Below are 15,699 nucleotides of genomic sequence, written 5' to 3'. Positions count from 1 at the left end.
TCATTCTCGTGTTTTTTTCGATTCTTCTCTTGAAAAACTAAACGTCCCATTCTTTTTTTCTATGTTCTTTTGTATGTCTTCAATTATTGGTTTTAGTGTTTTTTCAGCTTTTTTGAAATCTTCAGCCCTTATTGATAATCTGTATTTTGGTGCACCCAAATATGTGATGTCTATCTTTGAGTCTTTTTTTATTGCATCAAGAAGTGTTTTTTTAATAATTTCAACACCGTCTGATTTGTTATTTGTAATCTCCATGATTCCTCTTATTTCTACTGATGGCAATTTTATTTTTGAACAAATTTCTTCGATTGCAGTAGCTGTTTTTTTATTTAATTTAAGATCCTTTATCGAAGCTATACCATTTCTACCAATTTCTATAAATGCATCATAAACAGAATCAAATTTTGAGTATATGCTATCTTCTAGTTTTTCTATGTCCTTATCTGAAAGATTAGTTTTTTCTTGAACATTTTGTAATAGGGTTTTCCCTTTTTCATATTTTTTAACTTCTTTGAGTTTCTGTTTCTTCTGATCATTTGATACTTGTTTTAATGAGAGATCAATATCCCCTCTATCTGGATTCACTTTTTTAACAAGTAGAACCTTTTTTTCACCTTCTTTTACAAACTTGTTTACTGAACGTATCCATCCAGGAGCAATCTCTGAAATATGCAGAAATCCTTGTATGTTGTCATACTCATCTAATGTAACATATGCACCATGATCCATTACCTTGGTTACTGTAGCTAGAACAATTTCCCCCTGTTCTGGTAATTCTTGAATTTCAGTAGACATTTCTTCTAAAACCATTTCTTATGTAATTTAATGTTGCTGGTTAGAAATCTATTCCTTTTCTAGCTTTAATTCCTTGTTGAAATGGATGTTTTATCTCTCTCATCTCAGTTACCAAATCAGCCAAATCAATAATTTCTTCTTTAGCATAATTGCCTGTTAAAACCAGATCCAATTTTTCTGGTTTAGATTTTATCAAATTTTTAACATCTTCAATATTTATCAAGTCTAAATTTATTGCATAATTAATTTCATCTAAAATAACAATATCGTATTTTCCTGACTGTATTTTTTCCATACTGATTCGAATTGCTTCTTTTGCAATTTTTTCATGATCATCTTTTGAGCTCTTATCATCAATAATTCCCACAAACCCTTTTCCTACTGCAATCATTTCAAATTCAGGTTCTAACTTTTTAGATGAGTACATTTCACCATAATGCCAAGAACCCTTGATAAACTGAATCATGCAAATTTTTTTTCCATATCCTACGGCTCTTAAAACAATTCCAAGCGCTGCAGTGGTTTTTCCCTTACCTTTTCCAGTATATACTATAACCAGACCATCTTTTTCCACAAAACAACTGTAAATTATCCAAGTAAAAACATTCAGTATACAATAATCTGATGAATTAATTTAAATAAAAAACAATTCTAAAAATGCGAATTGAAAATTCCAAGATTAGTTTTAGCAGGTGCAACTAGTGGAGTCGGAAAAACTTCGATCACCTGTGGAATTATTTATGCATTAAAGAAAAAAGGGTTTTCAGTTCAACCGTTCAAAGTTGGCCCTGATTATATTGATCCATCATACTTGGCCAGTATTTCAAAAAAAGAATCATTTAATCTTGATGTGTGGCTTATGGGAAAAGAGAAATTACTACAAAGTTTTATTTCAAATTCAAAATCTGACGTCTCAATTATTGAAGGTGTTATGGGTTTCTATGATGGCTTTGACGGTCATTCAAATTTTGCAAGTACTCACCATGTATCTGAACTAACAAAGTCTCCCGTAATTTTGGTTTTAGATGCTAGTAAAACTGCAAGATCAATGGCTGCCACTGCTTTGGGATTTCAAAAATTCCATAAAAATTCAAGAATTTCAGGAATAATTCTAAACAAAATTGCTAGTCAAAAACACGAAAAATTATGCCGACAGGCCCTTCAAAAAATAAAACTTCCAATAGTGGGAATGATCCCTAAAAACCTAGAATTGGTTTTAGAATCAAGACATCTTGGTTTAGTATCCACTATGAATCAAAAAAGTCTACACAAAAAACTAGAAAAAACTTCCAATATTATTTCAAAATCACTAGATATAGAAAAAATTATTCAAATAATGAAAAATCCAATTCCTTTAAAAAATAATTCAAAAACTTCCAAGAAAAATCCTAAGGTGACAATAGCTGTAGCAAGAGATAACTCTTTTAATTTCTATTATCAAGACAATCTTGAAGCTCTAAAACGTAATGGGGCAAACCTAAAATTTTTTAGTCCCATTAAAGATAAAAAAATTCCTCAATGCGATGGAATCTATATTGGAGGTGGATTTCCAGAAATTTTGGGAAATTCGCTTGAAAAAAATTCTGCCATGAGAACATCTTTAAAAAAATTAGCTGAAGATGGCATTCCTCTATATGCTGAATGTGGGGGATTGATGTATCTTACAAATTCAATAGATTATGGTGACAAAAAATTCAAAATGGTTGGATTATTTGATTCAGAAACTAGAATGACAAAAAAAATGAAATTGAATTACACTAAAGGCAGAATCACTTCAAAAAATATTATTTCGGACAAAACTCACACACTTCGTGGACATGAATTCCATTTTTCTGAATTATCTTCAGTTTCAAATGACTCAAAATTTGCATATGTGCTAGACATTGGAGATGGCATATCTAATCACAAAGATGGCTTGATTGAATATAATACACTGGCATCTTATGGACATCTTTACTTTGATAGTTCAGATTATGCTAAAACTTTTGTAAAAAACTGTATAAAATACTCAAGAAGATAATTCTGCCCTTACAAGCTTGTATAATGCATTAATTATTGCAGCAGCTGATGAACTTCCCCCTTTTCTACCTACATTTGTGATAAATGATATATTTTCTAATTTGCTTAACTCCTCTTTAGATTCTGAGGCACAAATGAATCCAACTGGTATGCCGATAATTAAGGCTGGCTTTGCTATTCCCTCTTTAACCATTTCAATTACCTCAAGCAAAGCAGTAGGTGCATTTCCTATTGCAACAATTCCTCCATTTATGTCTGATAATGCCTCTCTCATAGATACTTGAGAGCGAGTCTTGTTTTCTTTTTTTGCTAATTCCATTATATCTGGATCTGATATTTTACAGACAATTTTATTTTCAAAATCTCTTGGGTTTTGTTTATTGAGCAAACCTATTACCCCATTAACATCTACAACTATACTACATCCTTTTTTGAGTGCTTGAATTCCACTTTCCACTGCATCTTTACTAAAAATCACTTTGTTTTTGTCAATAAAATCAAAATCTGCTGTTGAGTGAATTATCCTTCTAACAATTGGCCATTCTTTCTCATTATATTGATGTTCCCCTACTTCATCTTCGATCATCTGCATACTTGCATCTTCTATTGATTGACCCTTTCTAGTTTGCATCTTCAACCTCTTCAGCCCTCTCAATAATCAAATCAATCATTTTCTCATCTGTTCCTAAATGTTTTGTTATGAAAACATTTTCTAATTTTGATTTTTCAAGAGCTGGTAAAAGATCATTGTTGATGTCAGTTTTCACATGTGCTCCTTCATGCAAAAAATAAAAAACAATAACTAAAACTTTTGGATTATTTTTTTCACAAGTTTTAATTCCATCAAAAATGTCAGGTTGCTCTATTTCTAACCAACATCTATTGATATTTCTATAATCCCCTTTTAATTCATCTAAAACATAATCTAATGATCTTTGAGCATTAGGATCTTTACTTCCATGCCCAATAATCAACACATCAACATCTTTTTCAGCAGTTGATACACTGTTTTCTTTTAATGTATTTGTTATTCTATTTCTAACCAAATCACATAATGTTTTATGCATACTCATTGGTTTTGTAACAACAAATTTTACATTGGTATTCTTTTGGAATTTCATCACTTCTGTCACTGCGATCTTTACTTTTTTGCCTGGATAAAGAAAATATGGAACAATTGTCAACACATCAATATCTTGTTTTAGAGATTTTTCAATACCGTCTTCAATATACGGTGGTTCCACTTCAAGAAAACAAAAATCTGTAAAAACATATTCCTTTTTTGCTTTAATCTCCTTACAAATTTTTTCCAGTTCTTCAGTTGCCTCTCTTTCTCTACTTCCTCTATCAATTAATAATAATCCACGTTTCAATCTGTTTTCCTCGCTATTGCAATAGTCAAATTGGGTGGGAATTTCTGTTTTTCTACAATTAATTTTCCCTTTGATGCCTTTATCGCCGCAGCCTCTGAAACACTTGCTGTTCCTTCAAATGATTTTACAGTATCTGAAGGATTTGGAGTGGAAATCTGAGATAACTCTTCTCTTGTGATATATTCTACAGGTATTTCCATTTCTTTTCCAATATCGATTAGACCCTGTACATCTTCAGGTTTTTTGATTGAAACAAGTTTTGCAATAGATTTTGGACTCAGATTATATTTTTTCATACAAAAGTCAATTCCTTCCTTTATGGTTTCTTTTGTTGTATCCCAATGCAATCCAATTCCAACATACAGACTTGGTGGACGGTAAACCACTGAATCTTTTAAAAAATCTCCTTCGATTTTTTTGTCTGAGATTATCAAGTATCCTTTAGAATTTGAATTTTTTAATTCATCAAAATTTTCACATAATTTAATATTCTTTGGTAGTTCTTCATACCATTTTTTATTCCCAACATCTTGAAAAACAGCAATTTTTTCATTATTTACCATGCATGCACTAACTTTGGTTACAGTAGATTCATCTTCAATTCTCCAACCAAATTTTCTTCCTACCAAATCAACTGAAATAGTTTTGTTAACATCTGCAGCTGTTGTAATTACGGGAATTGCATTAATTTTTTTTGCAATTTCTTGTGTTAGTTCATTTGCACCACCAATATGACCTGATAAAACACTAATGACAAAATTTATTTTGTCATCAATTACTATTACTGCAGGATCTGTTTTCTTATCTTTCAAATGTGGTGCAATTAATCTAATTACAGCTCCTAAAGAAAATAAACAAACTAATCCTTCATTATTTTTAAAAAGTTCAACAATCTTTTCAGTGGTGGGTTCTGAATACCACTCAATCTCCTTATTTTCATCTTCGAATTTTTTTGGAGCAAAAACCTTCCAAGACGGAAAAAATTCTCTTAATTTTATGCCTATATTCACTCCGTTTTTAGTAATGGCTAAAACAGAAACTTTTTCCATAATCAAAATTTTTTTAATTTAATAAAATACCTTACTACTCTGATTTTCTTGCAAGAATATCACCATCAAAATCAAACAAAATTACATCCAATGGCACTTTACCTTCAGAGTGTTTTTTCATATGTTTATGAGTTTCATTGCATATTTCTTCAAAAAAACCTGATATCTTCCCTTCTTTAATTATCTCAGAAACATGTCTAGCTGTATTGGCGTTTTTGATTTTTTCAGTTATATCCAGACTTGCATTACATTTTCTTGCAATATCGGCCAAGAAATTCATATCTACTTTAGAACCTTTAACATGTGTCTGTTTTACACCAGCTGCCATTTTTGCCAATTTCCCAATAAATCCAACAACATATGCTTTTTTAATTGATTTTTTTGCACATTGTTGAAGTGTATATCCTGAAAAATCTCCCATTTGTATAAAACAATGATCAGGTAAATCGACAATATTCTTAGCAAAATCTTCACTTCTTCCTCCGGTAGTTAGAACAACTGTGTCATTTCCCATTGCAATTGCAACATCAAGATTTTGTCTAATTGATGCTGCATACGATGCTGTTGAAAATGGAATTACAATTCCACTTGTACCTAAAATTGAAATTCCGTTTAGAATACCAATCCTTGGATTGTCTGTTTTAGGTCCTAACTCTTTTCCTTTTGGAACAGAAATTATTACTCTAATTCCTTTTTCAGAAAGAATTTCTTGAGATACTTCCCTTAGATTTTCATTAATCATTTTTTTTGGAACTGGATTGATTGCAGGTTTGTTGATTTCTAATCCTAATCCCGGCTTTGTAACAATTCCCACTCCTTTCCCGCCATCAATTTCTATTTCATTAATTTTATCAGTAAATGACACTTCTACAATTATTTCGGCACCGTGAGTTACATCTGGATCATCTCCTCCATTTTTTATTACTGAACAGATAGCCTTAGTTTGTTCAAATTCACAAGAGTTTATTGGAATTTTTATAAAATTTCCTTTAGGTAATTTGACATCAACTTTGTCTATGTCTTTTTGAGAGATTATTGCTAATATTCCTGCCTTTGCTGCAGCTGTTGCACAAGTACCTGTGGTATATCCCGTTTTCAATTTCTCTTTTTTTATCTCATCCACACTTAATCATGATTATTTTGATGTATTAATTCTTGTTTGATTAGTTTTAACTTGTTTCAAATAATCAAATTAGATTATATTTGAATGAAAGTTATAAAAAGCAATTTGACTAGAAATCTCAAAATTGTTGTAACAGGTGCAAGTGGATTTGTAGGTAAAAATTTGCGAAAATTCTTAGCTAAAAATAATATTGATGTTGTGTCAATATCTAGAAACAATTTTAAAAAATTAAAAAATGAAACAAAAATAATTACAAAAAATTATGATGAAAAAATAATTTTACCAAAAATTAAAAATGCTTCTGCATTAATTCATCTTGTTGGAATTGGAAAACAAACAGTTGAAAATGATTACTCTTTAATCAACCATGAATTTACAAAAAAAATCATTAATATTTGTAAAAAGGCAAGAATAAAAAAAATTGTCTTTAACAGCGGGTTAGGAGTATCAAAAAACACTACATTAGGATATTTTATATCAAAATACAAAGCTGAGCAAGAAATTATTCACTCTGAATTAGATTATACCATTTTTAGACCCTCTTACATTGTTGGAAAAAACGACCTTTTTACAAAATATCTAAAATCACAAATCAAAAAAGGAACAATTGAAATTCCAGGTTCAGGAAAATATTCAATTCAACCTATATTCATAAACGATGTTTCAAAAATTATTTTAAAATCTGTTTTAGAAAAACAATTCAAAAATCAAATCTTAGATCTAGTTGGACCTAATTCAATTACATATGAAAAATATGTGACTGATTTTTCACATAATTCTGGAACAAAAATAAAAAAAATCAGTCTTGAATCTGCATACTATAATGCAATATCGAATCCCAAAAGTAAATTTGGAGTTGATGATCTAAATCTTCTAGTTGGAAACTTTAAAGGAAATTATAACAAACTAGAAAAACTCTCTAAAATGAAATTTCAATCTATACATGAAGTTTTAAAGTCCGGCATCTTGCTTTAATTTTTCAGCCTTACTAGTTTTTTCCCAAGTAAATTCTGGCTCATTTCTTCCAAAATGACCATATGCTGCGGTCTTCTTGTATATTGGTCTTTTTAGATTTAATTCTGAAATTATTCCCGATGGTTTCATATCAAAATTCTTCCTAACTAATTCCTCAATTTTCCCTTCAGGAATCTTGTTTGTTCCAAATGTGTTTACATAAAGTGATACTGGTTCTGCTACTCCGATTGCATATGCTAATTGAACTTCACATCTTTCTGCTAAACCTGCAGCAACTAAATTTTTTGCAATATATCTACACATGTAACATGCTGATCTATCTACTTTTGAAGGATCTTTTCCAGAAAATGCGCCACCACCATGTCTTCCAAATCCACCATACGTATCTACAATGATCTTTCTTCCTGTTAATCCAGCATCACCATGTGGACCACCAATGACAAATTTACCGGTAGGATTAATGTGAATTGTAATTTCATCACTCCATAAGTTTCCCAAGACTGGTTTGATCACTTTATCAATAATCTCTTTTGAAATCTCTTCTTGTGAGATTTCAGGCGCATGTTGTGTTGAAACAACCACTGTTTCAATTTTTGTTGGTTTATTATCTACATATCTAACTGATACCTGAGTTTTTCCATCTGGTCTGGCCCATGAAAGAGTCTTATTCTTTCTTACTTCGGAAAGCTTTTGGGCTAATTTCTGTGATAGGAGAATTGGCATTGGCATAAGCTCTTCAGTTTCATTTGATGCATATCCAAACATTAATCCTTGATCGCCTGCTCCTTGCTCATGATTTTCAGTGGCAGTAACTCCTTGACTAATGTCTGGACTCTGAGCATGAAGACGCAATATAATCTCACAAGAATCAGTATCAAACATCAAATCTTTATTGTCATAACCAATATCGCGAATAGTTTTTCTAACAAGTTCTTCCTGAGCCTTTTTGTCAAAACTTGCATTTGATGTAACTTCTCCTGCAACTGCAACAAAATCAGTTGTAACTAATGTTTCAACTGCAACCCTTGAGTCTGGGTCTTGTTTCAAAAATTCATCTAAGAATGCATCAGAAATTTGATCACAAATCTTGTCTGGATGACCTTCTGTTACTGATTCAGATGTAAATAGAAAATTGTTAGTCATAAGAACCACTAATTACTAGAGTTCGTTTTCTAGTTTGATAAATAATACGTTATTGCCCCTAACTATTACTCTACCATAATTTGCAATTACTTTTCCCTCATGAAGCTCCTCAGCATCTGTCATGATTAAATTCATGTAGGAATCAACATTGTCCATTTTTCCTTTGTACTCTACTTCATTTTTCAGCCTAACTGTGACTTTTTTCTTAGTACTTTTCTGAAGAGTTGTTAATGGTCTTTTTGCACTTGTTTGCGACACTAATTATTCACTTGTTTTGCTTACCTTGTTCTCCAGAATAAAAGCCTTACCTCTTTTGTAAATAATGAAATTCCTTAAATTTTTTCATCAATTTCTGATAATTAATCAAATGATCTCAACTGGATTAGAAAAATTAGATGAATTTCTCTTAGGAGGAATTCATGAGGGTATTATTACTGATATTTACGGTGCAAATGGAACTGGAAAGACCCAACTTTTATTACAAATCTGTATCAATTCAATTAAAAACGGTGGAACTGTACTTTTTTTAGATACCACAGGTGGATTTAGGCCTGAAAGAATTATTGATATGCAATCAGAACAATTCTCCAATTTGAATTATCTTGAAAAAATTACTGTACTACGAATTACAAATACTTCAGAACAAATAAAATCATTGGAAACCATCTCATCAGAAAATTCCTCTCTTGTTGTAATTGATAATATCTCTGATTTATTTTCATATGAATATCCAAGTGAAGATTTGATTTTTCAAAAAAATACTATTTTCATGAAATTCCTGCATGATCTTTCTTTAATCTCAATTGAAAAAAAAATACCCATTGTTGTATCAAATATGGTTAGGAATGTAGATGGAAAAGAAATTGAAAATATGAAATCTGCTATTGATCTTTTCACTCATATCAAAATAAAATTATCAAAAAATTCCACAAAATTCAAAGGTCAAATTAACTGGTTATCCAATAAGAATATTTTTTCTTACATTATCACAAAATCAGGATTGACAAGCAATACTGAAGATATTTAACATCGATGTAACAAGTCAAGTAGTGGCAGGAATATTTGATTCAATTCCAGTTATTACAGTTGTATTATTTGCATTAGGATTAGTTGGAGTAATAGTTTATGAAAAAACAAGATCAAACTCAACAGAAGAATCAAATTCCTGATTCAAAAATTTTCTCTTTGTTTGAAAATTTTGGGTTTACAAATTTAACTGAAATTCAAAAAAAAGCATCACCAATTGTTTTACAAAAAAAAGATTGTTTGATAATAGCGCCAACTGGTTCAGGAAAAACTGAGTGCTCCGTAATTCCAATTTTCTCTTTAATTAAAAATTCAAGAAATGTTGGAAAAATTAAAGCACTTTACATTACTCCTCTTAGAGCATTAAACCGAGATGTTTTTCGACGAATAACAAAGTATGCTCATGAAAATGAACTATCAATCGAAATTAGGCATGGCGATACTACTCAATCTGCAAGAAAAAAAATCACTGAAAATCCACCTGATGTACTTATCACAACTCCTGAAACCTTAGTTATACTACTTACACAACAAAAAATGCTTGATGCATTGTCTGAATTAGAGTGGATAGTAATCGATGAAGTCCATGAATTATTGGCAAGTGAACGAGGTGCACAATTGTCACTTAGCATTGAAAGATTACAACTAATATCCAAATTTCCCCTTACAAAAATTGGATTATCAGCTACAGTAGGAAATTTTGAAGAAGCTGGAAAGTTTGTAGTAGGCTCAAAAAGAAAATGTCAAATTATTAGAGATACTTCTGTAAGAAAATATGATGTTGAGGTACAGTATGTTGATGGAACTATCTCTGATGTTGCAGATAAAATTCTGGAATATGTGAAAAAACAAGATCTTGACTCTCCTATTCTATTATTTACAAATACTAGAGGTGAAGCAGAATTTTTAGCATCAATTCTCAAAGAAAAATCCTCTGAAAAAATTGAGCTTCATCATGGTTCTTTATCAAAAGAAGTTAGAGAAGACACTGAACTCACTCTTAGAGAAGGAAAACGTGGAATAGTTGTATGTACATCTTCATTAGAATTAGGTTTGGATATAGGTTCAGTTGATTTGGTAATTCATTACGGTTCACCACGTCAAGTGTCAAAACTAGTTCAAAGAATAGGAAGAAGCAGACATAATAGAGATGCTTCGGCAAGAGGCCTAATCATCACAAATAATGCAGATGATGAATTTGAAGCAAGAGCAATACTTGATAGGATTAAGGAAGGTTCAATTGAAGAACAAAAAATACACGATGGTTCATTAGATGTTTTGGCTCATCATCTGGTTGGATTAACCATGCAAATAGGAGAAATTCCTGTAGATTTTGCATTAACAACTATCAGAAACGCATATCCTTTCAGAAATTTGAAACTTGAAGATCTTATTGGAGTCTTGGATCTACTTGATTCAAATTATTTAATTTTTTTTGACAGAACTAAAATGACATTTTGGAAAAAAGGACGTTCATTCAAATATTATTTTGAAAATCTCTCCACAATCCCCGATATTCTAAAATTCAAGGTATTTGACAGTGTTGGAAAAAAAATTATCGGTACTTTGGATCAAAGATTTGTAGGAGATTTTGGTGATTCAGGAAATATTTTTGTCCTAAAGGGCACTCAATGGAGAATTCTAAACATTGATGAAAAATCTCTATCAGTAAATGTAGAACCATTTAGGGGTGGAGGAATAACAGTTCCCTATTGGGAAGGAGAGAACATACCTATTGATTACAACACTGCAAAAAAAGTTGGCCTATTTCGTACTAAAGTCAGAAAAGGTTATTTGAATTTGATCAATAAAACTATTGAAAATCTTAATTTTGAAATATCTAATGAAAATTCTATTGTAATTGAATCAAGTAAAACTCAAGGTTCTATTGTAATTCATTCATGCTTTGGAACAAAAATTAATTCAACATTATCTACATTACTATCTTCAATGCTGTCATCTTTGTTAGGTTCTATTGTGGATTCAAGAAGTGATGGGTATAGAATAGTTTTATCATCACGATCTAGAATATCTGAAAAACTCTTTTTAGAAGTTCTAAAAGATGATTATGATCTTTATTCAATTGTTACTGCATCTCTTTCTGGAACCCATAATGTTAATTGGCGGACATGGTGTGTTGCAAAAAAATTTGGTGTTGTTGGCAGAGGCGCAATATATGAGAAAAAATCAGCACGATTTTTGTATGAAAGATATTCAAAAACATCTCTTGTTAAAGAAGCATTACGTGAATTATTCCATGATAAGTATGATCTTTCAAGTACAGAAAAAATCCTCAAAAAAATAAGAGAGGATGAAATTTCAGTCAAATGGATTGAAGTAGATAAATTTTCGAAACTTGCAGAACCAATTTTGGATCATACTACAAAATATTACTCTTCCCCTGCAAATCTTGACAAAGGCATACTTGATCTTGTAAAAACACGACTTGCAAAAACAAAACATCGCCTAATTTGTGCAAGATGTGGAAAATGGGAAAGAGTAATTGAAACAAATGAAGTTAAGAATATCTTGATTTGTCCCTACTGTAAGGGACGACAAATTACTGCAACATTCTACTCTGATTATGATCTTCCAAAGATTATTCGAAAAAAACATGATGGTAAAAAATTAACTTCTGAAGAAAAACACAAGTTTGATAGAGCATGGAAAGTTTCATCATTGATAGAAAATTTTGGAAAGACAGCCATTACTGTAATTTCAGGATATGGTGTTGGTGCAGATACGGCAGCAAGGATTTTACGAAATATGGTTGATGAAGAACATCTCTTAAAGCAAATTTATGAAGCTGAAAGGCAATATGTAGTAACAAGGGGATTTTGGGATTCTTAGTTTTTCTTGGTTATTTTAGAAAACGGGGTCAAAAATAATTCTATCCTACCTTCCAATCCTGCTTTTGCATTTAGTCCTGTGACAGAAATTATTTCACCTAATTCACATTTGTCAATTAATCTAGCTTGATTTCTCCAACCCTTTATCCATATTTGCCCTGTGTCGTCTTCTACAAACATTTCAGAAAGTGAAATTGATTCTCCTGATTTTGTTTGTACTTCTCTTCTTTCTGGAACTTTCAAAATTATTGCTTCAACACAATAGTTTCCATCAACTTTAACATCGCTAATCTTTGTTCTTAACTGTGATAATGATGGAATAGATTCATCATTTTCTAGTTTTCTAACAAATGAATTTTCATCTAATGTGATTGAATTTCCATAAACTTTTGATGGCATACATTCTATTACATCTCCTTCACTACATATGGTTGTAGAATTTGAATAATCACTAATGTTGTAGGTGTTTTTATTTTTATCAACAGCCAATATCATATTTTTTCCATTTTCTGATTGTGAGATTGATAAGACTCTAGCTATAACAGGCTCAGCTTCTTTTCCACCTTCAATTTCAATTAGTGTTGAATCACTACCATGAATCTCTAATCCCTGATTTCCAGATCTTATCTTGACTCCTAACAGCCTGACTTTAGCTCCTTGTGATATCATATTCGGAATATCAGACTCATCTTTTCCCCATAACACCACTCTCATAGAACTTCCATCCTTGCCTTTTAGCCTCATTCTGAGAGCTTTTCCAGGATTGCCTCTTGAATTTGTAAATTCCATACTAGAAATTAATCCATCTAATGTTCCAGACGTGACCAAATCTTTTTCTCCTTCTTTTAGCTCACTTACATCTTTTGTAATATTTTCAATACTTGGGATTTCACTGTTGTTGTCAATTGATTCTATATTTGAACCGGAACCAATGTTAATTGTTGGTGCGCCATTAAGATCTGATTTTACATATGCTTTGATAATTTTTATCAGATCACCAGGTTTCAGATTTTCAATTCCAGGAAGATTAGCTTTATCGTCCCATAGTTTAACACTTGCTGTTGAATTTGTATCATAAACTGTCATTGTTCTTAGATAGAATGGAGAACCATCTTTTCTTGAATATTGTTTTGCAGGAGAAACATTCAGGACTCTAGTTTCAAGCGAAATCTCTTTTGCACCTGCATAAAGATCCTTTAGTCCCATCTCCACTTTTAGTGGTTCAGATAATGATACTCCTAAATCTGATGCAATAAGAAACAATGCTCCTTGATCTGTTAGATATCCTGCTCCGATTTTTTCTTTTTTTTGCTTTATTTGCTCATCAATTTCTTCTCTAGTCAATTCTGGTTTTAATTCAAGTAATTTTTCAATAAGATTATCAAATTCAGACAATTCATCTTGTGTAAAGAAGATGTATTAATAAAAATTTCATTATGAATTTTTCAAAATTTTTGATCGCATTTTGACTTTAAACTAATGCAAAAACTAGTCATTTACTCATTAACTAAATTAGTAAGTAGATCGGATTTCCTTTGTGTCTTGTATTGAAGTAAGTCATTTATCAAAATCATATGGCTCTATCAAAGCAGTAGATGACATTGTATTATCCGTAAAATCTGGTCAAGTTTTTGGATTTTTAGGCCCTAACGGTGCTGGAAAATCAACGACTATCAAATTACTAACTACTCTAATTCCCCCCTCAAGCGGTTCACTAACAATTCTTGGAATAGATGCCACAAAAAACCCTCTTGAAATTAGGAATAAAATTGGCGTTGTGTTGCAACAACCTAGCTACGAACCTACTCTGTCAGTAGAGAAATCTCTTGACAAATACGGTATGATGTGGAATGTACCGAAAAAAGAGCGTAAACAAAGAGTGAAATCTCTTCTAAAAGACTTTGATTTAATTGATATAAGAAAAAAAAGAAATGAAGATCTTTCTATTGGACAAAGAAGACGTGTTCAAGTTGCAAGGGAATTCATGCATGATATGGAGTTATTGTTTTTAGATGAACCTACTGTAGGTTTAGATCCTAGTGCAAGAAGAAAGTTATTAGATTTTTTAAAAACTAAAGTTAAAACAGGTTTGACAATTTTTTATACAACTCATATTCTTACTGAAGCTGAATATCTTTGTGACGAAATTGCAATAATTAATGAAGGAAAAATTTTAACTGTAGATTCTCCAGATGCCTTAAAAAATAGATTTGGGAAAGAAAAAACAATTAAAATTCATTTGTTAGAAAAAAATCCACTTGTTAAATCCTTATTATCCGATATATCTGATTACAAAATTGATTTTAATGCTGGAACAAATATAACAATTCATTCAGAAAAATCTGAACTAGTTTTACAGCAAATTTTAAAAATTCTCAATGAAAATGAAATTGAAATTGAAGATCTCTCTGCGATCCCTACAAATTTAGAAGAGATCTTTCTAAAAATGGTGAAAGGATAATGCATCCAATTTTTAGATTAGTTAATCGAAATTTAACAATTTCAATAAACCCTGGATTTTTAATTTGGCAAGTAATTTTTCCTCTAATCTATATTTTTGTTGCTGGATTTGCATATACATCTCTTATTCAAGAAGTGCCTTTTGGAAGAAAAGAACTTGATTATCCAGCATTTCTTGCATCAGGAATGATAGGATTTAACATAATGAATAGCACTCTGGTTTCAGGAATCATTATCTGGAATGATAGAAGACATGGGATGTTTGAACAAATTATGTCTGGTCCTTTTACTCGTACAAATTACATTCTAAGTAATATTGTTACGATAGGGATTGTGGGTTTAGTAAGTGCTTCATTAATTGCATTAGTTGGTTATCCTGTATTTTTTGAGTCGATTGAATTTTCATTGATAACTATTCCAATGATTGTTTTTGCTGCAATTACAGGCTCTGTATTATTTGGCTCTATTGCATCTATAATTTCAACTAGATTAAGATCTAGTGAAGGATTTAATGTAATAATTAACACCGTTTTCCTATTCTTTGCTTTTGTAAGTACCGCATTTTATCCCGCGGAAGGTGCACCTGAACCTTTGAGAACTGCATTCTATCTTAATCCCTTAACATATCTTGTTGATGTGATACGTGCAGGAATTTTTGGAAGCATGACAGAATTTGTAATTTTTGAGATGCTGGTCTTAGTATTGATTGCCTCATCTCTTTTTATTATTGCAACAAAATTACTTACTAGATTGGATTTTTAAATAGTAGCCCGGCCCAGACTCGAACTGGGGTCAAGGGCTCCAAAGGCCCCTATGCTTGACCGCTACACTACCGGGCTGCTAAATCACACACTTTTGTTCCCTTAATGAACTTTTTATCTAATTCT

At 31.2% G+C, this 15,699-nt stretch carries 15 protein-coding genes and 1 tRNA gene; 6 read left to right on the top strand and 10 right to left on the bottom strand.

What is annotated here, in order from left to right; all coding sequences use genetic code 11:
• A complete protein-coding gene (locus tag NsoK4_RS08750) occupies positions 1-795 on the bottom strand; it encodes a translation initiation factor IF-2 subunit alpha (protein WP_211687156.1) in 795 nt (264 codons plus the stop codon).
• Between the two features lie 40 nt (positions 796-835).
• Positions 836-1,369 carry a cob(I)yrinic acid a,c-diamide adenosyltransferase gene (gene cobO, locus NsoK4_RS08745; protein ID WP_211687155.1) on the bottom strand — a complete coding sequence of 178 codons (534 nt, stop codon included), beginning with the start codon at positions 1,367-1,369 and terminating at the stop codon, positions 836-838.
• A gap of 90 nt (positions 1,370-1,459) precedes the next feature.
• On the opposite strand from cobO, the gene NsoK4_RS08740 reads away from it, so the two are divergent.
• On the top strand, positions 1,460-2,815 hold the full coding sequence (locus tag NsoK4_RS08740) for a cobyrinate a,c-diamide synthase (protein ID WP_211687154.1): 1,356 nt from the start codon (positions 1,460-1,462) through the stop codon (positions 2,813-2,815).
• Here NsoK4_RS08740 and NsoK4_RS08735 read toward each other — a convergent pair.
• From NsoK4_RS08735 to NsoK4_RS08720, 4 genes are read right to left on the bottom strand one after another with little or no spacing between them, the layout of a single operon-like run.
• Entirely contained in the window at positions 2,804-3,445 is a 642-nt protein-coding gene (locus tag NsoK4_RS08735; RefSeq protein WP_211687153.1) for a precorrin-8X methylmutase, read from the bottom strand. The genes NsoK4_RS08740 and NsoK4_RS08735 overlap by 12 nt on opposite strands.
• Positions 3,435-4,187 carry a sirohydrochlorin chelatase gene (locus NsoK4_RS08730; protein WP_211687152.1) on the bottom strand — a complete coding sequence of 251 codons (753 nt, stop codon included), beginning with the start codon at positions 4,185-4,187 and terminating at the stop codon, positions 3,435-3,437. Before NsoK4_RS08730 ends, NsoK4_RS08735 begins: the two co-directional genes overlap by 11 nt.
• Positions 4,184-5,236, bottom strand: coding sequence for a cobalt-precorrin 5A hydrolase (locus NsoK4_RS08725; RefSeq protein ID WP_211687151.1), 1,053 nt, complete (start codon positions 5,234-5,236; stop codon positions 4,184-4,186). The genes NsoK4_RS08730 and NsoK4_RS08725 overlap by 4 nt, the downstream gene beginning before the upstream one ends.
• 34 nt (positions 5,237-5,270) lie before the next feature.
• Positions 5,271-6,359 carry a cobalt-precorrin-5B (C(1))-methyltransferase gene (locus NsoK4_RS08720; RefSeq protein WP_211687150.1) on the bottom strand — a complete coding sequence of 363 codons (1,089 nt, stop codon included), beginning with the start codon at positions 6,357-6,359 and terminating at the stop codon, positions 5,271-5,273.
• A gap of 105 nt (positions 6,360-6,464) precedes the next feature.
• Between NsoK4_RS08720 and NsoK4_RS08715 the strand changes: the two genes are divergently transcribed.
• Positions 6,465-7,334 (top strand): NAD(P)H-binding protein, encoded by an 870-nt coding sequence (locus NsoK4_RS08715; protein ID WP_211689031.1) that lies wholly within the window; start codon positions 6,465-6,467, stop codon positions 7,332-7,334.
• Here the strand turns inward: NsoK4_RS08715 and metK are convergent.
• Both metK and NsoK4_RS08705 read right to left on the bottom strand, forming a co-directional pair.
• Positions 7,311-8,477, bottom strand: coding sequence for a methionine adenosyltransferase (metK, locus tag NsoK4_RS08710; protein ID WP_211687149.1), 1,167 nt, complete (start codon positions 8,475-8,477; stop codon positions 7,311-7,313). The genes NsoK4_RS08715 and metK overlap by 24 nt on opposite strands.
• Positions 8,478-8,492: 15 nt before the next feature.
• Positions 8,493-8,735: a U6 snRNA-associated Sm-like protein LSm6 gene (locus NsoK4_RS08705; protein WP_211687148.1), complete on the bottom strand. Its 243-nt coding sequence runs from the start codon at positions 8,733-8,735 to the stop codon at positions 8,493-8,495.
• Positions 8,736-8,844: 109 nt separating this feature from the next.
• Here NsoK4_RS08705 and NsoK4_RS08700 point away from each other — a divergent pair, with 109 nt between their 5' ends.
• Entirely contained in the window at positions 8,845-9,504 is a 660-nt protein-coding gene (locus NsoK4_RS08700; protein ID WP_211687147.1) for an ATPase domain-containing protein, read from the top strand.
• 98 nt (positions 9,505-9,602) lie between these two features.
• Positions 9,603-12,353, top strand: coding sequence for a DEAD/DEAH box helicase (locus NsoK4_RS08695; RefSeq protein WP_211687146.1), 2,751 nt, complete (start codon positions 9,603-9,605; stop codon positions 12,351-12,353).
• Here NsoK4_RS08695 and NsoK4_RS08690 read toward each other — a convergent pair.
• Positions 12,350-13,747, bottom strand: a complete 1,398-nt coding sequence (locus NsoK4_RS08690; RefSeq protein ID WP_211687145.1) for a single-stranded DNA-binding protein — start codon at positions 13,745-13,747, stop codon at positions 12,350-12,352. The genes NsoK4_RS08695 and NsoK4_RS08690 overlap by 4 nt on opposite strands.
• A 142-nt stretch (positions 13,748-13,889) precedes the next feature.
• Between NsoK4_RS08690 and NsoK4_RS08685 the strand changes: the two genes are divergently transcribed.
• Entirely contained in the window at positions 13,890-14,813 is a 924-nt protein-coding gene (locus NsoK4_RS08685) for an ABC transporter ATP-binding protein (protein WP_211687144.1), read from the top strand.
• The gene (locus NsoK4_RS08680; protein ID WP_211687143.1) at positions 14,813-15,574 is read left to right on the top strand and encodes an ABC transporter permease; all 762 of its coding nucleotides are present in this window, start codon (positions 14,813-14,815) and stop codon (positions 15,572-15,574) included. Before NsoK4_RS08685 ends, NsoK4_RS08680 begins: the two co-directional genes overlap by 1 nt.
• Positions 15,575-15,578: 4 nt before the next feature.
• Here the strand turns inward: NsoK4_RS08680 and NsoK4_RS08675 are convergent.
• Positions 15,579-15,651, bottom strand: a tRNA-Gln gene (locus tag NsoK4_RS08675).
• Between the last annotated feature and the right edge of the window lie 48 nt (positions 15,652-15,699).

The organism is Nitrosopumilus sp. K4 (assembly GCF_018128925.1).
Lineage (GTDB): Archaea > Thermoproteota > Nitrososphaeria > Nitrososphaerales > Nitrosopumilaceae > HKST03.
This window is presented reverse-complemented; position numbering and strand designations above follow the sequence as displayed.